At 46.1% G+C, this 18,842-nt stretch carries 17 protein-coding genes and 1 tRNA gene; 5 read left to right on the forward strand and 13 right to left on the reverse strand.

The genetic code is table 11. The features are described 5' to 3' along the window. Positions 1 to 803: 803 nt before the first annotated feature. From ACW6QF_RS15465 to mazG, 5 genes are all read left to right on the forward strand, one after another. On the forward strand, positions 804 to 962 hold the full coding sequence (locus tag ACW6QF_RS15465; protein WP_456088467.1) for a hypothetical protein: 159 nt from the start codon (positions 804 to 806) through the stop codon (positions 960 to 962). Positions 963 to 1,143: 181 nt separating this feature from the next. Next, complete coding sequence (locus ACW6QF_RS15470) at positions 1,144 to 2,079, forward strand: Abi family protein (RefSeq protein ID WP_456088468.1); 936 nt, start codon at positions 1,144 to 1,146, stop codon at positions 2,077 to 2,079. Between the two features lie 102 nt (positions 2,080 to 2,181). Next, on the forward strand, positions 2,182 to 3,093 hold the full coding sequence (locus tag ACW6QF_RS15475; RefSeq protein ID WP_456088469.1) for an RluA family pseudouridine synthase: 912 nt from the start codon (positions 2,182 to 2,184) through the stop codon (positions 3,091 to 3,093). 17 nt (positions 3,094 to 3,110) lie between these two features. Next, complete coding sequence (locus ACW6QF_RS15480; RefSeq protein WP_456088470.1) at positions 3,111 to 5,204, forward strand: cytochrome c biogenesis protein CcdA; 2,094 nt, start codon at positions 3,111 to 3,113, stop codon at positions 5,202 to 5,204. Between the two features lie 155 nt (positions 5,205 to 5,359). After that, a complete protein-coding gene (mazG, locus tag ACW6QF_RS15485) occupies positions 5,360 to 6,145 on the forward strand; it encodes a nucleoside triphosphate pyrophosphohydrolase (RefSeq protein ID WP_456088471.1) in 786 nt (261 codons plus the stop codon). A 94-nt stretch (positions 6,146 to 6,239) separates the two neighbouring features. On the opposite strand, the gene ACW6QF_RS15490 is transcribed toward mazG, so the two are convergent. The 13 genes from ACW6QF_RS15490 to ACW6QF_RS15550 form a co-directional block, all read right to left on the reverse strand. Further along, positions 6,240 to 6,710 (reverse strand): hypothetical protein, encoded by a 471-nt coding sequence (locus ACW6QF_RS15490; RefSeq protein ID WP_298547143.1) that lies wholly within the window; start codon positions 6,708 to 6,710, stop codon positions 6,240 to 6,242. Between the two features lie 48 nt (positions 6,711 to 6,758). Next, entirely contained in the window at positions 6,759 to 7,148 is a 390-nt protein-coding gene (locus ACW6QF_RS15495; RefSeq protein WP_456088472.1) for a hypothetical protein, read from the reverse strand. Positions 7,149 to 7,194: 46 nt separating this feature from the next. Beyond that, positions 7,195 to 7,746 (reverse strand): RNA polymerase sigma factor, encoded by a 552-nt coding sequence (locus ACW6QF_RS15500; protein WP_186929300.1) that lies wholly within the window; start codon positions 7,744 to 7,746, stop codon positions 7,195 to 7,197. 155 nt (positions 7,747 to 7,901) lie between these two features. After that, a tRNA-Leu gene (locus ACW6QF_RS15505) sits at positions 7,902 to 7,983 on the reverse strand. Between the two features lie 160 nt (positions 7,984 to 8,143). Continuing rightward, entirely contained in the window at positions 8,144 to 9,781 is a 1,638-nt protein-coding gene (groL, locus tag ACW6QF_RS15510) for a chaperonin GroEL (protein ID WP_298547137.1), read from the reverse strand. Between the two features lie 42 nt (positions 9,782 to 9,823). Further along, the gene (locus ACW6QF_RS15515; RefSeq protein WP_005636683.1) at positions 9,824 to 10,093 is read right to left on the reverse strand and encodes a co-chaperone GroES; all 270 of its coding nucleotides are present in this window, start codon (positions 10,091 to 10,093) and stop codon (positions 9,824 to 9,826) included. Positions 10,094 to 10,316: 223 nt separating this feature from the next. After that, complete coding sequence (locus ACW6QF_RS15520) at positions 10,317 to 11,747, reverse strand: glycoside hydrolase family 30 protein (protein ID WP_456088473.1); 1,431 nt, start codon at positions 11,745 to 11,747, stop codon at positions 10,317 to 10,319. Positions 11,748 to 11,809: 62 nt separating this feature from the next. Next, positions 11,810 to 13,165 carry a histidine--tRNA ligase gene (gene hisS / locus ACW6QF_RS15525; protein ID WP_456088474.1) on the reverse strand — a complete coding sequence of 452 codons (1,356 nt, stop codon included), beginning with the start codon at positions 13,163 to 13,165 and terminating at the stop codon, positions 11,810 to 11,812. A gap of 46 nt (positions 13,166 to 13,211) precedes the next feature. Then, complete coding sequence (locus ACW6QF_RS15530) at positions 13,212 to 13,898, reverse strand: zinc metallopeptidase (RefSeq protein WP_298547126.1); 687 nt, start codon at positions 13,896 to 13,898, stop codon at positions 13,212 to 13,214. Between the two features lie 123 nt (positions 13,899 to 14,021). Then, positions 14,022 to 15,293, reverse strand: a complete 1,272-nt coding sequence (locus ACW6QF_RS15535; RefSeq protein ID WP_456088475.1) for an adenylosuccinate synthase — start codon at positions 15,291 to 15,293, stop codon at positions 14,022 to 14,024. A 30-nt stretch (positions 15,294 to 15,323) separates the two neighbouring features. Continuing rightward, positions 15,324 to 15,782, reverse strand: a complete 459-nt coding sequence (locus tag ACW6QF_RS15540) for a Fur family transcriptional regulator (protein WP_308573343.1) — start codon at positions 15,780 to 15,782, stop codon at positions 15,324 to 15,326. A 60-nt stretch (positions 15,783 to 15,842) separates the two neighbouring features. After that, the gene (locus tag ACW6QF_RS15545; protein ID WP_456088476.1) at positions 15,843 to 16,526 is read right to left on the reverse strand and encodes a DNA alkylation repair protein; all 684 of its coding nucleotides are present in this window, start codon (positions 16,524 to 16,526) and stop codon (positions 15,843 to 15,845) included. 8 nt (positions 16,527 to 16,534) lie between these two features. Next, positions 16,535 to 18,598 (reverse strand): dipeptidyl-peptidase 3 family protein, encoded by a 2,064-nt coding sequence (locus ACW6QF_RS15550; RefSeq protein ID WP_456088477.1) that lies wholly within the window; start codon positions 18,596 to 18,598, stop codon positions 16,535 to 16,537. Positions 18,599 to 18,842: the final 244 nt, after the last annotated feature.

The raw sequence follows: 18,842 nt of genomic DNA on the forward strand, positions 1-18,842 counted from the left end.
GTGAAAGAAACACAAAAAATGTTGAAATCCAATGAAAAATAACTATATTTGAACCGTCTAATCAGACGCACTTAGTGGTATACTTTTCAATTACTAAGTGGAGTACTTTTCAGTTATTATCTACATTAGTTTATAGTGAGTTACCGACAGATACGACAAATGACGCCAAACGATGCAAAATTTAGTTTTTGCAAGAAATTTGCATCATCACACGGGTAATGATAAAGTAACTGAACTTTTGCGCTGTTTGGCTATATTGTGGCTCTCTTTGGCTTTTTGCCGAGAGAAAAATATAGCGTAACGAACGCTTTTTCAGTCTGTTCGCTACGCTTTTCTCAATTTTGCTTTCTCGCTATGTGTTTATTTTACATTCAACAGTTCCCGATTGAATATAATTGAAATAGATAAATAAAGAGGCGTGGAAACTGTTGATATATCTATTTGAGGCTCTGGACGGCCCTCATCACGACATAAACAACAGCGCCACGCCCTTTATCTGTATAACATATGAATACAATCTACATCATATCCATTGTGTATAAACAAATAAAAGGACGTTGACGTCGTGCCTATTCGTGATGATGAAATTGTCCAGATTCCAAATAAAATAGTATCTTTAAACGCCTACGTTTTCTAAAACAAAATGATGCCGGCAACGCTTTGCCCTTACGCACGAAACAAAGATAAGAACATTTTATATAAATTAAAAGCGCAGTCACTACAAATCACCACACAATTATTTTCCTACCCAATCAACTCCATCTGCCGCGCCCTTTAATTGTTCACACTCCGTCCACCGGAACATGAAACAGATACGCATTCCCGACGAACGTCCGCACCAGCTTTTCCGCCTGCATCATCCTCTTCAGATCTGCAGCCGCCTTCGTCTTCCCGCAACGGCAAAAGCCGATGAAAAAGATGAACGCCCTTGCGCCATCCTCGCCAAATCATCCAGACGATAGCATCTAAAGGTACAACAAATAAGGAGGGAATTCCTAATAAACACAAAGAAAAACAGGAACACTGCAAACATTTTTCATGAGAGCCTTGCAAATTCATATACAAAATATTACCTTTGCAAACAATATGACCTCCCACGCTTCCCATAGAACAGCGCACCCGGGGAGGTCTTCGAGTTTTCACATGGCAGCTTCTGATAAAATTAATTATACAAAGAAGCCGTTGACCCTCGCCGAGCAAGTTGCGCGGCTAAAACAACGAGGGCTTGTTTTCGATGATGAAAGCGAGGCGACCGCTTATCTTTTCAATATTAGCTACTACCGGCTTCGTGCTTACACTTATCCGTTCCAAGAAAACGATGACGAAACCGACCATAACTTCACTCGTAAAGACATACACTTTAAGGACATCATCAGCCTCTATTGCTTTGACCGCAGACTACGTTCGCTTATTTTCAATGCAATTGAGAAGATTGAGGTAGCGGTGCGCACAAAAATTGTACAAGTCTATGCCGAAAGCACAGGTGATAGCCATTGGTATGATAATGAATGTTTATATCGTTTCGACTATGATAATTTAATGGAACATATCGAAGTCGACGTAAACCGTAGCAACGAGGATTTTATCAAGCATTACAGTTCCAAATATAATTTTCCACCAATGCCACCGAGTTGGATGGCACTCGAAGTGGTGTCGTTTTCCACATTAAGCCGTTTATTCCAATCCTTAAGATTAGACACTCGCAAAGAATACATTACTGATCAATTCGGCTTGAAAAAAGTGGCTATATTGGAGAATTGGCTACACGCAATATCCAATCTACGCAACTGTTGTGCCCACCACAGTCGCATTTGGAATCGTCGATTTATGGTCAGCATAACCTTACCATACAACACTCTTTATCCGTTTATGGACAAAACGACTATCGAACAAATACGTACAAACAAATTGTTTGCCATACTTTCTTGTATAGCCTATATCCTTGATATGATTAGTCCCGGTAACGACTTCAAAAAGCATATCAAGGAACTGCTTAAATCCGATTGCAGTCTGCTCGAACTTAAAGATATGGGATTTCCGAAGTATTGGCAATACCTCCCGGTTTGGCGAGAAAAATAGCAAACTATGCGTCCGGTCACGTACCCCAATAGTTTACCCCTTCCACGTTCTTCCGTATATCAAGAAATTGTAGTACTTTTGTAAACTATATAAATTAGGAATATGACAAGACGCTCAGAATACAGAGGCACAGATAGATCCAGGGCCCCTCGAGGACGTAAAGTTACAGTGAAAGAGGAGAATACGTTACTTCCTTTCCTGTTCGGTCTTTTAAACGAACAAAGTAAAAGTTCAGTCAAGGCGTTACTCGCCCACGGACAGATTTCGGTCAATGGCACGGTAACTTCCCAGTTCAACACGCCGCTCGCACCGGGCGACGAGGTGTTAATCAGTTACGAACGGGGGAAAGTCGAGTTCAACAATCCGCTGCTCACGATTGTTTGGGAAGATGACGACCTGATAGTCGTGAACAAGAAAGAAGGCTTGCTTTCGGTTTCCAGCACGCGCGTGAAGGAACGGACCGCTTTCCACCTGCTCAGCGAATATGTCAAGAAGACGGACCCGCGTAACAAGATATTCGTGCTCCATCGCCTGGACCGCGATACTTCGGGGCTGATGATGTTCGCCAAGAACCAACGGGTACAAAAGGAGTTGCAATCGAACTGGAACTCCGCCATCACAGCACGCACATACGTCGCCGTAGTGGAAGGACGGCCCGATAAAGACGCCGACCTGATCGTCTCCAACCTGACCGAAAATGCAAAGATGCAAGTCTACGTAACGGCTGAAGGAGACGGGAAAGAGGCGATCACTCGCTACCGCCTGCTGCACAGCAACGGAGCCTATTCGTTGTTGGAACTCGACCTCGAGACAGGACGCAAGAACCAGATACGCGCACAGATGCAGTCGATCGGCCACTCCATCGCCGGCGATTACAAATACGGTGCGGAGACAGATCCTACCGGACGGCTGATGCTTCACGCCCGACGGCTCGACTTCATTCATCCGGCAACGGGCGAAGAGATGCATTTCGAGACACGCATTCCTGATAAGTTTACCTCTTTAGCTAAATAAACAAAAATAAAAATAATATGAAGAAGCTCTTTAGTACCTTGATGTTAGTGCTCGTGGCACTGACCGCGCAGGCACAGATTCTCCAGCCTGTGAAATGGAAGATCCAATTGAATGATTCCGATTCGGCAGAAAAGGAAATCGTGTTTACTGCTACTGCCGACAAAGGCTGGCATTTATATGACCAGGACCTGCCGGAAGGCGGCCCTGTCTCTACTTCGTTCACATTCGAGACACTGAAAGGAGCCGAGCTGATCGGCAAACCGACGCCGTCCGTCAAACCGACTACCGTGTACGACGAACTGTTCGCAATGGACCTGCGCTGGTATCCGGGAACGGTTTCGTTCACCCAGAAGATCAAAGTGACCGATCCTGCCAAGTTCAAAGCCGAGGGTGAAGTCGAATTCATGGCTTGCAACGACGAGACTTGCTTGCCTCCCGACCGTGTCGGTTTCTCGTTCGACAAAAAGAATGTCAAGCTTACAGCCGCCGCTGAAACAACGACCGAGGCTCCGTCGGCCGCTCAGGAAGACGTGACAGCCATACAGCCGGATACGGAAAAGGTGACGGAAGAAGTCGCCGAACCGACGACTCCCGATCCGGATGCCGATAACAGCCAAGCGGGCTCCCAACCGGCACAAGTCTCCAACAAACTGACGGACAACGCCGCTCTCTGGACGCCTGTAATCGACAGCCTGAAGGCTTTCGGCGACACGACGGTTTCTGCAACCGATACGTCCTGGTTGTTTATCTTCTTCGCCGGTTTCTTAGGCGGACTGATCGCCCTGCTGACACCTTGCGTGTGGCCGATGATCCCGATGACGGTCAGTTTCTTCCTCAAACGGACGAAAGACCGCAAGAAAGCGATCCGCGATGCGGTGACATACGGACTTTCGATCATTGTGATTTATCTGGTGATGGGATTGCTGATTACGGGTATATTCGGAGCAAGTGCGCTGAACGACTTGTCGACGAATGCGATCTTCAATATCATATTCTTCCTGCTGTTAGTAGTCTTCGCCATCTCTTTCTTCGGGGCGTTCGAAATGGTATTGCCCTCTTCCTGGACGAATAAGCTGGATTCGAAAGCGGATTCGACAACGGGCATAATCAGCATTTTCTTCATGTCGTTCACGCTGGTGCTGGTTTCCTTCTCTTGCACGGGTCCGATTATCGGGACCTTGCTGGTACAGGCTGCCTCGATGGGAACGGCGGTAGGACCGGCTATCGGCATGTTCGGTTTTGCTTTGGCGCTGTCCATTCCGTTCAGCCTTTTCGCCATCTTCCCCAATATGCTGCAAAGCATGCCGAAGTCCGGAGGCTGGCTGAACTCCGTCAAGGTGGTGTTAGGCTTCCTCGAACTGGCACTGGCGCTCAAGTTCCTCTCCGTGGCCGACCTGGCCTATGGATGGCGCTTGCTGGACCGCGAAGTGTTTATCGTGCTTTGGATCGTCATCTTTATCCTGTTGGGCTGTTACCTGTTAGGCAAGATCAAGTTCAGCCACGACAGCGACCTGCCGTACGTATCCGTGCCGCGCCTGTTCATGGCGATCATTTCATTCTCCTTTGCCGTTTATATGGTTCCGGGGCTTTGGGGAGCGCCATTGAAAACGATCAGTGCTTTCGCTCCTCCCTTGTACACTCAGGATTTCAACTTATACGATAGTGAAGTGCACGCTGCTTTTGACGATTACGAAACCGGTATGGCTTATGCCAAGAAGGTGAACAAGCCGGTCATGATCGACTTCTCCGGTTTCGGTTGTGTGAACTGCCGCAAGATGGAAGCATCCGTCTGGACCGACCCGAAAGTAAAACAGATATTGGAAAAGGATTATGTCCTGATCACCCTGATGGTTGACGATAAGACGAAGCTGCCGCAGCCGATCACAATCGAAGAGCATGGCAAGACCCGTAAACTGAAAACAATCGGCGACAAATGGAGTTACTTGCAGCGTAGTAAGTTCGGAGCGAATGCCCAGCCGTTCTACATCCTGCTGAACGACGAAGGCGAACCGCTCGGCCCGTCATACGCTTTCAACGAAAGTGTTCCCGACTATATCCAGTTCCTGGAAAACGGGTTGAAGGTATTTAAAGAACAAGAAAAGAATAAATAACATCTTATAGGCATATGCCCAAAAAGAACCGGGTACGCAGATGACCGCGGATTGGACGGACCTTCGCGGATTTATAATAAAAATCCGTGTTTATCCGCGCCATTCGCGTACTTGGTTCTTTTTTCACATTCCTTCCAATTATAACAAACTGACAAATGGCAACAAAACAAGAAAAGATGGAAGCCTTCGGACAGTTGCTCGACATACTGGACGAGCTTCGCGTGAAATGTCCGTGGGACCGTAAACAAACAAACGAAAGCCTTCGTACGAATACGATCGAAGAAACTTACGAGTTGTGCGATGCCATCATGAAAGATGACAACAATAACATCAAAAAAGAATTGGGCGACCTGCTCCTGCACATTGCCTTCTATGCCAAGATCGGTGAGGAAAAGGCGGCGTTCGACATCAAAGATGTATGCGACAGCCTCTGCCAGAAACTGATCTACCGTCATCCGCACGTCTTCGGAGACGCCCAAGCCGATACAGCCGGCAAGGTGGAACAAAGTTGGGAACAACTCAAACTAAAGGAAAAAGGCGGCAACAAGACCGTTCTCGAAGGCGTCCCCGCTTCCCTGCCTTCTGTTGTCAAAGCCCACCGTATCCAAGACAAAGCCCGCAACGTCGGCTTCGACTGGGAACAGCGCGACCAGGTCTGGGATAAGGTGCATGAAGAGTTTACCGAGCTGAAAGCCGAAATCGATAAGATGGATGCAGACAAGATGGAAGCTGAATTCGGCGACCTGTTCTTCAGCCTGATCAACGCTGCCCGCCTCTATAAGATCAATCCGGACAATGCCTTGGAACGCACGAACCAAAAGTTTATCCGCCGTTTCAACTATTTAGAAGAGCATACCATCAAAGAAGGCAAATCATTGAAAGAAATGTCTTTGGAAGAAATGGACCGGATCTGGAATGAAGCAAAAGCGAAAGGGTTATAAAAACAAAAGGGGAACCGACATCACGTCGCCACCCCTCCCTTAACTTAAACGCCAAAACTAAATCTAAACAAAAAACACAAATAATGATAATATTTTATTTCTTTCTATTCTCTTCTTTTCTATCGTCTCCTCCTTTCATAAACTCCCGTGCGAACTTTCCTTCCGCACGTTTGTATCTGTAAAGTTTCTTTGGAGACAATATCTTTTTAAACTTTTCATAATACTCCTTTTCCAACTGTGCCTGTTTCATGTTCACGTTCACACACTCATCAATCACTTTCAGGTAATCAGCATCGGTTGCACTTTCATTATGCTTTAAATCTTTGGATAGTTTACGACATTCACGACCGGCCTCAAACATCTTTTCTTGCAGTTCGTTACAAAGAGGTATAAATGATGCAGCCTCTTCCGGGGTCAACCCCATCTCTGCCGTAATAAAAGCATTCTTCTTAGCAAGGAACGCTTCTCTATCAAAGTTACGATGCTGTTTCCCACCTTGAGCGTGAGCACTGAATGAGAACACAACTGAACACGCCACAAATGTAATAAAAAATATTTTATTCATACAAGTATTCTTTCAAAAATATTTCGTCAAACTTAATTTTTTTTCAATCTATTCGGTTTCCCCTATTTCTTCTGCCAATATATAACCGGCATATTGTTCCTCCAGATACTCCAGGTATTCTTCATCCTCGGCCGCTTGCAGAGCGGAAACTGAAGCAGGAGACACTTCTGTCTTTACGAGTAGAGAACCGGTTTTCGCCGCTTTGTCTTCGGGTCCGACCAAAACTTTAAAAAACAACCCCAGTCCGGCAAAGACGGCTGCCATATATAACCAGGGACGAACACGATCCATCAAGGAAACCTTTTTCGCCTCCTCTTCAGGCTCTCTTTCGGGAAGCTGACTCATGATGTTTGCCGTCAATCCTTCCATATACCCCTCAGGCACAGTAAAAGGATTTTTCCCTTTAAGACGGTCCAGATTGTTTTGTTCTGTTTTCATATCATCTCTCTTTTATGCTCTTTTGACAAATGGTAACACGAAAGGTTTAAATGTCTTTTGTTAAAAACTCCTCTACTTTCTTCACCGCATGGTGATAGGAGGCTTTTAATGCGCCTACGGAAGTTCCGAAAATCTCAGACATATCTTCATATTTCATATCGTCAAAATATTTCATATTAAAAACGGCACGTTGTTTTTCCGGCAATGTCAGAATGGCCTCCTGCAACTTCATCTGTGCAGCATCTCCATCGAAATATTCGTCTCCTTTCAGACGCTCCAGCAAAAACACGTCCGTATCGTCGATCGAAACGTTGTTCTGCGCACGCTGGCGGTTCAGAAAGGTGATACATTCGTTTATCGCGATCTTATACAACCAGGTCGACAACTTCGCTTCTCCCCGGAAATAGTCGATATTCGTCCAAGCTTTCAGGAATGTATTCTGCAATAAGTCGTTGGCATCGTCATGGTCCAGCACCATTTTCCGTATCTGCCAATACAACTTCTCCCCGTAGAAATTGACAACCTGCGCGAAGGCATCACGTTGATGCGCCGGATCACGTAATTGTTTTATTATCTCTTCCTCTATATATTGTTGCATTCCTACTCACTAATTTGGGGTAAATATAAGAAAATAATCATTATCTCCTTCCGTTTCCCTCCTATAACAGACGGAAATACCGGTCCAAAGTTTAATCAGGCCTCATAAAGGGATATAAAAAAAGCGGACAACCCTATAGATCATCCGCTTTGAAGTGCCCAGAACAGGACTCGAACCTGCATGCCTCTCGACACACGCACCTGAAACGTGCGCGTCTACCAATTCCGCCACCTGGGCAATTCAGCACTTTTCAGTGAAGCAATCTCTCTCGATTGCGGTTGCAAAGGTAGCAACATTTTTGAAACTGCCAAACAGTAACCTTACTTTTTTACGCAAAAAAACGGCCACCTCTCTTTCGGGAAGCAGCCGTTTCTGCGTTTATGCTTTATGGGAAGAATTACATCATACCGCCCATGCCACCCATACCCGGGTTCATGGCAGGAGCCGCCGGAGTTTCTTCTTTCTTTTCAGCGATCACACATTCAGTAGTCAGGAACATGCCTGCGATAGATGCGGCATTTTCCAAAGCTACACGTGTTACCTTAGCAGGGTCGATTACACCGGCTGCACACAAGTTTTCATACTTGTCTGTACGGGCATTGTAACCGAAGTCACCCTTACCTTCTTTTACTTTCTGAACAACTACCGCACCTTCTTTGCCGGCGTTGGCAACGATCTGGCGCAACGGTTCTTCGATAGCGCGTTTAACGATTTCGATACCGGTTGTTTCGTCTTCGTTTTCACCCTTCATGCCTTCCAATGCTTCGATAGCACGGATGTAAGCGACACCACCGCCGGGAACCGTACCTTCTTCGATAGCGGCACGAGTTGCATGCAGAGCATCGTCGACACGGTCTTTCTTTTCTTTCATTTCTACTTCAGAAGGAGCACCTACATACAGTACGGCAACACCACCGGCCATCTTAGCCAGACGTTCCTGCAGTTTTTCCTTGTCGTAGTCGGAAGTCGTATTTTCGATCTGAGTCTTGATCTGGCCGATACGAGCCTGGATAGCTTCCTTATCGCCTGCACCGTTTACGATAGTAGTCGTGTCTTTGTCTACCGTAACCTTTTCAGCAGTACCCAGCATATCCATTGTAGCGCCTTCCAGCTTCAAGCCCTTTTCTTCGGAGATCACAACGCCACCGGTCAGGACAGCGATATCTTCCAGCATGGCTTTACGACGGTCGCCGAAGCCCGGAGCCTTAACAGCACAGATCTTCAAAGAACCACGCAGACGGTTTACAACCAAAGTTGCCAATGCTTCGCTATCGATATCTTCAGCGATGATCAACAGAGGACGACCGCTCTGAACTGCCGGTTCAAGGATAGGCAGCAAATCTTTCAATACAGAGATTTTCTTATCATAGATCAGGATATACGGATTTTCCATCTCGCATTCCATCTTTTCCGTGTTGGTTACGAAATACGGAGAGATATAACCACGGTCGAACTGCATACCTTCTACTACGTCTACTGTAGTTTCCGTACCTTTAGCTTCTTCTACAGTGATAACACCTTCGGTTTTCACTCTCTGCATAGCTTCAGCGATCAGTTTACCGATGGCTTCGTCACCGTTAGCGGAAATCTTGGCAACGTGTTCGATCTTTTCGAACTGGTCGCCTACAGCTTCAGACTGGGCAGCAATGCTTTCCACGACTTTAGCCACAGCTTTGTCGATACCGCGTTTCAGGTCCATAGGGTTGGCACCTGCCGTTACGTTCTTCAGACCGACACCGATAATGGACTGCGCCAAAACGGTTGCAGTTGTCGTTCCGTCACCGGCATTGTCGTTAGTCTTGGAAGCGACTTCCTTAACCAGCTGAGCACCCATGTTTTCAAACGGGCAAGCAACCTCAACTTCTTTAGCTACCGTTACACCGTCTTTTGTAATGTGAGGAGCACCGAATTTCTTTTCGATGATCACGTTACGTCCCTTCGGGCCCAGTGTTACTTTTACTGCGTTAGCCAATTCATCCACACCTTTCTTCAGAAGGTCGCGGGCATCCATATCGTATTTAATCTCTTTTGCCATAGTAATATATATCTTATATTTTTTATTGTTCTTAATAATGAATTAGATAATAGCCAAAATATCAGACTGGCGCATGATAAGATATTTCTCGCCGTCCAGTTCGATTTCCGTACCTGCATACTTGCCGTACAGTACAGTATCGCCATTCTTTACAACCATTTCTTCATCCTTTGTTCCGTTACCAACGGCGACAACTTCACCTTTTAAAGGTTTTTCTTTTGCTGAATCGGGGATAATGATTCCGCCAAGTGTCTTTTCTTCTGCTGCAGCCGGCTTAATCAGCACTCTGTCTGCTAATGGTCTAATGTTCATCGTTGTATATTTTTTAGTTGTTAATAATATTACGTTAATCTTGTGCTTTCTTATCGCACGTAAATGCCTATGCGAATACTGTGCCAAAACGGTTGTCAGGGAAAAGACTGACAATTTTACACTCCGGACTGGCTGACAATGCAAATATGTCTGACAGGATGACTATCCTGCCACAAAAGGACTTCCCCATTACAACAAGAGAGTGAACGAGGAAGTTCAACTATCAGTCTATTAAAATAGTGGAAACGGACTGTGCCGGAAGCAACGGTCGATACACGCGGTTTCCGATACGGATTGAAACGGTACGGCTGTCATACCCTTCGTTCGCCAATGCGATCACGATGGTTTCATCCGGATTGACAAAAGCAAGCAGATCGGTAAACGTTCCGTCTGTTTCCACCTTATGGGCACCGGGTTGGACATAGTGGCTCAGATGCTTCATTATATAATATTCGGGAGTAAAAGAATAAGTTTTATCAACAGGATCCACAACCACCAGCGAGTTCTGCGCCCACCCCCAACGGCTGATCCCTCCTTTCTCAAGGGAGATATTCCAATACATATAGGCAGAAGCGCCATTATCCAGGTAATGCCGCATCAGGTTCCAGGAATAGACGGCCCCTTTCCAGTCATTCAAACCGTCGCCACATTCCTGCTCCGTCTGGTAAAGTTTCAAATCCGGATAGCGTTCGTGTATTCCTTTTATCGCTCCCTTGCCGGCCCATTGGAAACCGACACCTTTTATATAACGACGGCAGACGGGATCTGACAGGATCGTATCGACCAACGCTTCGTTCTTGCGCTCGACAGTTCCAAACATGACTTCTACCTGCTGTTCCGCCATTGCCGGCCCTAAATAATTGCCGATAAAGTTTGCCAGCGAGACCGCTGTCCAGCAACAGCTCGGAAAGATTTGAGCGGAATTAAATTCATTCTGCGGCATGACGGCAAATAGGTTTATCCCCTGCTCCTTATAAGCTTGGATAAATTTGGAAAAATACAAAGCGTATGCCTGCAAATAGAGCGAATCCTGAATAAACATATCTTCCCCTTCGTGCCCAATCTTATCCGCCGGCAAGCCGTTCCGGTATCTTTCATCATAAGCCTCTCCGGTATAAGCCGAAGCATAATGCCTGTTATACTTCATCCAGGAAGGCGGACACCAAGGAGACGCCCAGATACGCAAGTCCGCATTATATTTCCGGGCATTCCGGATAAAAGGGATCAAGGTCTGCTGATCGTTCGCGATAGTAAAATTCTTCATTTCAAAATCACCGTCCGTCTCATCATAAGAATACCAGTCACGTGAAAAGTCATTTGCCCCGACCGGCATACGGCAGATAGTGAAATTAGCCCCGTATTCCGGAAAAAAAAGTTCCTCCATTATGTTTTCACGGTCGGCCGGATCCAGACGGCTCAAAGAAATCCATCCTAATTCATTGAAACAGGCACCGAACCCGTCGATCTCTTGCAAGGGCTTATCCTTATATACGGTCACATCGATTGTCCGGACAGTATCAGCCGAAGCGGAAAGCAGATCGGGTTGTTCCTGCCAGAAAGCCTTCTCGGTCGTCGTCACCCAAGAGGCGCGAGGTTGGAATTTACAAGATGACAGACATAAAGCAATCGAGAGAATAAGACAAGGTATTTTCATAAGGATATGTATATAAAAAAGAAGTGCCACAATAGAATCGCAGCACTTCCTTTACTTTTTTGTTAGAATCTTTCGATCAGCTCTTCTAATGTGACGAGAGACTGTTCACCTGTCAACATATTTTTCAGATTGATCTTACCTTCATTTATTTCGTTTTCACCGACAATCGCCACAAACGGAATCTTTTTCGTATCGGCATATCCCATCTGTTTTTTCATTTTGGTAGATTCGGGATATAGTTCCGTACGGATACCGGCAGCACGCACTTTCGAGATCAAAGGCAATAAATAATTTTCTTCCTTCTCGCCGAAGTTCACGAACAGCAGTTGCGTGGTCTTCAAAGAATCGACCGGATAAAGTTCCAACTGGTTCAGCACATCGAAGATACGATCGGCACCGAAGGAGATCCCGACACCAGACACACCGTCCAGGCCAAACACACCGGTCAGATTGTCATAGCGTCCTCCCCCCGTGATACTTCCGATCTGGACATCCAACGCTTTTACTTCGAAGATCGCACCCGTATAGTAGTTCAGACCACGTGCCAACGTCAAGTCCAGTTCCAACTCAGCTGTCAGTTCCAACTTCCCGATGCGGTCCAGGATAAATTCCATTTCGGCAATACCTTTCATCGCTATTTCCGATGCGGCCAGTTCCTTTTTCAGGACAGCCAGTTTTTCACGATTCGTACCTTTCAGCATAATGATCGGCTGCAAACGGGCTATCGCATCTTCAGACAACTCTTTAGAACGCAATTCCTCATTTACATTATCCAGACCGATCTTATCCAGTTTATCAATAGCAACCGTGATATCGACAATCTTATCGGCTTCACCGATTATCTCCGCAATACCGGAAAGAATCTTACGGTTGTTCATCTTGATACAGACACGGATTCCGAAACGGCGGAATACTTCATCCATAATCTGGATCAGTTCGACTTCGTTCACCAACGAATCGGAACCTACCACATCGCCATCACACTGGTAAAACTCGCGGTAACGTCCTTTCTGCGGACGGTCGGCACGCCATACCGGCTGTATCTGGTAACGTTTGAACGGGAAAGCGATATCATTACGGTGCTGTACCACATAACGGGCAAAAGGGACCGTCAGGTCATAACGCAAACCTTTCTCACAGGCTTTCATTCCGAATCTTACGGCATTGCGCTCCGACAGTTCTTCATCCGTTATTCCGGAAAAGCAATCACCGGAATTTAATATTTTGAAAAGCAACTTATCACCTTCTTCTCCATATTTACCCATCAGCGTAGACAGGTTTTCCATAGCCGGAGTTTCGATCTGCTGAAATCCGTACAGATGGTACACTTCGCGGATAGTATTAAATATATAATTACGCTTCGCCATTTCTTCAGGCGAAAAATCTCTTGTTCCTTTAGGGATAGACGGCTTTTGCATGATTCACTAATTTATTTATTCAGGTTGCAAAGGTAATGCTTCCTGTTTAATCCCGGCTTCTTCCACCCAGGAAAATCATGATATAATATAATAATGTAGCAAGCGAACCCAAAGCAGCCACCACATATGTATAAGCGGCAGAACGCAAGGCATCTTCAGCCTTGTCATGCGTATAAGCATTTGTGATACCGGCATTGCTTAACCAAGCCAAAGCCCGCCGGCTTGCATTGATCTCGACCGGCAGCGTAATGAAACTGAACAAGGTGGTCATTGCAAACAGGATAATACCAAAAAGCAATAACTGCGGGAATGTATGCAACAGCAACATCCCCCCCAACAAGACCCATGTCATAATGTTGGAAGCAAAACTGACGACCGGAACCAAAGCCGAACGCATCCGGAGAGGCGCATAAGCCGTAGCATGCTGGACAGCGTGCCCGCATTCGTGAGCCGCAACGGCAGCAGCGGCAATACTATTACTGTAATAAACCGATTCACTCAGGTTGACGGTCTGGTTTGCCGGATTATAATGATCCGTCAAATGTCCGGGAGTGGAAATGACCTTTACATCATAAATACCGTTATCATGCAACATCTTTTCCGCCACATCTTTCCCTGTCATGCCATTCGGCATAGGAATCTTCGAATATTTCTCAAACTTATTCTGGAGTCTGGAAGAGACCAGCCAGCTAAGAAGGGCAAAACCGATAAATATAATCCAATACATGCTCATATTCTTCTAATTTATAATAGTTATACAAAATCATAAACGACAAAAAGCCTGCCAAAAACAAAAATGGCAGGAGATCATCCTTACGGGATGTGGTCTTCTGCCATTTTGTATTATTTCCAGGTTTTATTCTTCGGTATATCTGACAATTGTTTGCTCACGGTCAGGACCGACTGAAACGATCTTGATCGGCACTTCCAGCTCTTCTTCAAGGAAAGAGATGTAAGCATTGAACTCTTCGGGGAATTCGTCTTCGCTCTGCATCTTCGTCATGTCGACATTCCAACCCGGCATTTCCACATATACCGGTTCGATGCCTTCGTTGATTTCAAACGGGAACTCTGTTATTTCTTCACCATTGACTTTATAGGCAACGCAAGCTTTCACTGTTTCAAAGCCATCCAGCACATCACTCTTCATCATGATCAGTTTCGTCACACCGTTGATCATGATTGCATATTTCAGCGCAACCAGGTCAATCCAGCCACAACGGCGTTCGCGTCCGGTCACCGCACCATATTCATGTCCGATCTGACGGATCTTGCTACCAGTCTCATCGAACAACTCTGTCGGGAACGGACCGCTACCGACACGCGTACAATAGGCTTTAAAGATACCATACACCTCGCCGATGTTACGCGGGGAAACCCCCAAACCCGTACAGCAACCTGCACAAATCGTATTGGAAGAAGTCACGAACGGATAAGAACCGAAGTCGATATCCAGCATCGTGCCCTGTGCACCTTCAGCCAAAACAGACTTGCCTTCTTTCAGATAATTATTGACAACATGTTCGCTATCGATCAAACGGAACTGTTTCAGATAATCCAAAGCCTTGAACCATTGCGCTTCCAGTTCGGTAATATCATATTCATAATTCAGAGAACGCAGAATCGCTTCATGTCTTGCTTTTGCAGCAGCATACTTTTCATCGAAATTATGCAACAGGTCGCCTACGCGCAGGCCGTTACGGCTGATCTTATCCGTGTAAGTCGGGCCGATGCCTTTACCGGTCGTACCGATTTTGCCCGAACCTTTCGCCGCTTCGTAAGCAGCATCCAATATACGGTGAGTAGGCAAGATCAAATGAGCTTTCTTAGAGATACACAGTTGTTGGGTCAGGTCGTGTCCGCTGGCGGCAAGCGCTTCCGCTTCCTGCTGGAACAACAACGGATCCAGTACGACACCGTTACCGATAACGTTTACCTTGCCTCCCTGGAAAATACCGGAGGGGATGGAACGTAACACATACTTTTCACCGTTAAATTCCAAAGTATGTCCAGCATTGGGACCTCCCTGAAAACGAGTTATCACATCGTAATTCGGAGTTAAAACGTCGACAACTTTTCCTTTGCCTTCGTCACCCCACTGCAATCCTAATAGAACGTCAACTTTCATCGTTTATATATTATATAGATGTTAATATTCTTACTTCTTCCGCTGAAGCCGGTATTTACATTTACTGCACAAGCCGTAAATATAAAGCGCATGATATTCCGGAGTGAAACGTGTCACCTTCAAATTGTCTACATCTTTTTTCAAAGTTGCATCCTTCAGCTCCCGGATCGCTCCGCATTTCGTACAGATCAGATGCGAATGGGTCTCCGCCAATATCCGCAATTCATACTGTACAGCCTGGGAAGTCAACTGATGGCGCACAATCATACCGCTGTCTACCAATACATCAAGCGTATTATAAACAGTCGCCCGACTGACATGAAAATTCATTTCCTCCAATTTCTGATGAAGCAAACACATATCGAAATGACCGGGGAAACTGCATATACACTCCAATATGGCATACCGTTCCTCCGTCTTTCGTAGTTTTTTCTCGGCAAGATACCTGGTGAACAGGTCTTGCATCTCTGTGTACTTTTTTGCATCCATCTTCAAGTTGCGACTCCACGCGACCGACAAAGTTAGCGCATTTATTTTAAACGCAAAGCCTTAACGGCAATATTCAAATTCAAATTTTAAATCATTATATATTTCCTGTCCTTCGGGCGTCTTCATAAATTCAGGGAATTCGTCGAACCCGCCCAGCATTTGCCGCGCCTGTTCCGCCGACTGCCTTCCATAAAATTTCATCGCTTTCACCGCAGCCTGCTTTTCTTTGAAAGTCGCCCCGAACTCAGGCCAGGCTACCGTACGCATACATTCCACAATAAATGCGGCCCTCACCGGTGCAATCAGTTCCCTTCCTTCCTTAAACAGTTCGGCCCAGACAAGATAAGCCACCGTACGTGCATATTCGTCTTCCACATTAAAAATCAGTCCGAGCAGCAGATTCTCCACATCCGGCAACTTATAAAACAAATTATGGCTGCACTGCTCCGCAATTTCCAAATAAGGGATTTCCTTCACCCATTGCCCCGCCTTCCGGGACGAGAATTCGTCCACCGGTTGCAAGAGAGAAGCCAAGATCTTGAATTCACGAATATCTTCTTTCCATAAGGCGGCAGCCAGTTCGGAATCCGGTCTATGCGTAGCGGCAATCTCTTTGATTTCAGGCAGAGGTACACCGAAATTCAATTTGTAGACAATACCTTTCTCCCTCATGCTGGTGGAGATCACACCATTCATCGCCAGGCGAAGCTGGGTCCGTATCTCTTTTAATTCATCTTCTAACATGTGCTTTATTATTCATTATAAGACGGTAAAAACGAATACTCCTTACTGTAACGCAACATTTGTTCGGCATATCCTTCAGTATAATCCAGCACAATATCCGTTACTTCTCCCTTATCGTCCTTGACTTCCTTCATCATAGGATTCACAAATCCCTTATACGGAGCCAGGTTCAACTTGGCATAACGCTCCAGCACTTCGGCATGAAGAGCCGGATCGACCTTTACGGCATATTCTTCCACCAGTTTCTTTCCGGCGGCAAAATCGCCTTCGCTCTTGATACGCTGTACTTCCGCCAGCAAAGTTCCGAACAGTTCGCGCAGCTTGGCATAGTCACCCACAACCACGTATGTCTTGCCATCCCGCCGTTTCAGCTCGATCACGTTATCGGCCTTTCCTTTTTCATACACCCATTTGGCGATCAGCTGGCGGTTACGCATGTGGGCTTCTTCAATATTTTTGCCCAGCTCGATCCGGACCAGCTGCGTCATCAGGCCGTTCATTATATATTTATAATATTCGGCTTTATAGGCTTCGGCATCCGGCACAAGTCCGAGTTCCACCAGCTTGGCATCTCCGAGATAGTACAAACCGAAAAGATCGGCACGCGCCTCTTCCAATGTCGAACTGTATGCCTTCAAAGCATCCGGATCGGTATCGGGAAGCAATCTGCCGGAACCATGTCCCAGGCATTCATGCAAATCGGTATGCAGATTGTCGGTGATAAATCCGTATTTCTTCAATTCCTCGCGCTCCTTATCGCTCCAGACAAATTCTTCATTGAAGCCATTTCCCAGAGAAGCTCTGTCGTATGCCTCGGTGATGTTCTCGATCGTAACGGATTTCGAACCATGATCGCGGCGGATCCAGTCGGCATTCGGGAGGTTTATACCGATCGGGGTTGCCGGATAGCAATCGCCTCCCAACATGGAAACCGTAATCACTTTGGCACTGACACCTTTCACCTTTTCTTTCTTAAACCGTTTATCTACCGGCGAATGATCTTCGAACCATTGTGCATTGTCGCTGATCACTTTCGTCCGCTTCGTCGCCTCCTTGTTTATAAAGTTCACGGTCGATTCCCAACTGGCTTTCATTCCTAACGGATCACCGTATGTTTCGATAAAGCCGTTTACAAAGTCGACCTCCGAAGCCGTATCTCCCACCCACAGGATCGAATAGGCGTCAAAAGTTTTCAGGTCGCCGGTCTGATAGTACTCGATCAGTTTCCCGATGATTGCTTTTTGCGCATCGTTCTCGGCAAAAGCCACGGCTTTCTGCAATTCCGACACGATCTTTTCGATTGCCGGCGAATAGAGGCCGCCTACTTTCCACACTTTTTCGACCAGCTTGCCGTTCTCTTTTACCAGACGACTGTTCAAGCCGTACGAGATCGGAGAAATCGTATCTTTCCCGGCTTTCATCCGGGCATAGAAATCCTCGACCTCTTCCTGGGTAACTCCTTCACCATAATAATTGTTGGCCGAAGCCCGGATCAGGTCGACATCTCCACTTTGCACCGTACGTTTCGCCATCACACCCGGATCAAAGATCACAGGGCTGATCCCGGCGACAAACTGTTCCACCGTCTGCCCTTCACGTAGCGGAAGTGCGGAAGCCTCAACCCCGGAGACGCAAGTACGGAAGAATTCGGGAGTAAAGCCGGGAACGAATTTATCTTCCGCATAATGGTGATGGATGCCGTTGGCAAACCAAACCCGCTTCAGATAAGTCTCCAAAGCAACAAACTGCGGATCTGTACGATCTCCTTTATAGCCGGTATAAACAGCCTCCAACGTACGGCGGATCGGCAGATTATAACGGCAGTTCTGGTCGAACAGGATATCCCGGCCCATCTGGGCGGCTTCCGACAAATGGTATAATAATTGTTTCTGCTTCAAAGAAAGGGATTCGAATCCCGGAACCTGATAACGCAGTATCTGAAGATCAGCAAACTGATCCACGACATAATTGAAATCATCCTGTAGAGACGCACGGTCATGTGTCTCTACCTTCTGCCCCGTACAGGCAGTCATAGCCATTGCAGTCATAAGCGATAACATTATATTTCTCATATACGAACTTTTAGCTTTTCCCATATTATTATTTAAAAGGTTCCCTCGCAAAGGTACAGATATTTCGGGAATTGTATCGAATTATTTTGTATATTCGTATCAGAGCGATTGCCTGCCGACAAAATCCTGATTTGAAAAATAAAAAGTATTTCCCATTTTATTTGGTTTACATCATAAACTATTTTATTTTTGTAGCGTGCAAGTGAGAAACGCGCAGCTCCTTGCACTTTTTTAATCCATATAT

It is taken from the genome of Parabacteroides sp. (assembly GCF_977054455.1).

Coding starts and splice junctions, on each gene's coding strand:
- ACW6QF_RS15465 (WP_456088467.1), top strand. CDS start 804: ATGAAACAGATACGCATTCCCGACGAACGTCCGCACCAGCTTTTCCGC.
- ACW6QF_RS15470 (WP_456088468.1), top strand. CDS start 1,144: ATGGCAGCTTCTGATAAAATTAATTATACAAAGAAGCCGTTGACCCTC.
- ACW6QF_RS15475 (WP_456088469.1), top strand. CDS start 2,182: ATGACAAGACGCTCAGAATACAGAGGCACAGATAGATCCAGGGCCCCT.
- ACW6QF_RS15480 (WP_456088470.1), top strand. CDS start 3,111: ATGAAGAAGCTCTTTAGTACCTTGATGTTAGTGCTCGTGGCACTGACC.
- mazG (WP_456088471.1), top strand. CDS start 5,360: ATGGCAACAAAACAAGAAAAGATGGAAGCCTTCGGACAGTTGCTCGAC.
- ACW6QF_RS15490 (WP_298547143.1), bottom strand. CDS start 6,710: ATGAATAAAATATTTTTTATTACATTTGTGGCGTGTTCAGTTGTGTTC.
- ACW6QF_RS15495 (WP_456088472.1), bottom strand. CDS start 7,148: ATGAAAACAGAACAAAACAATCTGGACCGTCTTAAAGGGAAAAATCCT.
- ACW6QF_RS15500 (WP_186929300.1), bottom strand. CDS start 7,746: ATGCAACAATATATAGAGGAAGAGATAATAAAACAATTACGTGATCCG.
- groL (WP_298547137.1), bottom strand. CDS start 9,781: ATGGCAAAAGAGATTAAATACGATATGGATGCCCGCGACCTTCTGAAG.
- ACW6QF_RS15515 (WP_005636683.1), bottom strand. CDS start 10,093: ATGAACATTAGACCATTAGCAGACAGAGTGCTGATTAAGCCGGCTGCA.
- ACW6QF_RS15520 (WP_456088473.1), bottom strand. CDS start 11,747: ATGAAAATACCTTGTCTTATTCTCTCGATTGCTTTATGTCTGTCATCT.
- hisS (WP_456088474.1), bottom strand. CDS start 13,165: ATGCAAAAGCCGTCTATCCCTAAAGGAACAAGAGATTTTTCGCCTGAA.
- ACW6QF_RS15530 (WP_298547126.1), bottom strand. CDS start 13,898: ATGAGCATGTATTGGATTATATTTATCGGTTTTGCCCTTCTTAGCTGG.
- ACW6QF_RS15535 (WP_456088475.1), bottom strand. CDS start 15,293: ATGAAAGTTGACGTTCTATTAGGATTGCAGTGGGGTGACGAAGGCAAA.
- ACW6QF_RS15540 (WP_308573343.1), bottom strand. CDS start 15,782: ATGGATGCAAAAAAGTACACAGAGATGCAAGACCTGTTCACCAGGTAT.
- ACW6QF_RS15545 (WP_456088476.1), bottom strand. CDS start 16,526: ATGTTAGAAGATGAATTAAAAGAGATACGGACCCAGCTTCGCCTGGCG.
- ACW6QF_RS15550 (WP_456088477.1), bottom strand. CDS start 18,598: ATGAGAAATATAATGTTATCGCTTATGACTGCAATGGCTATGACTGCC.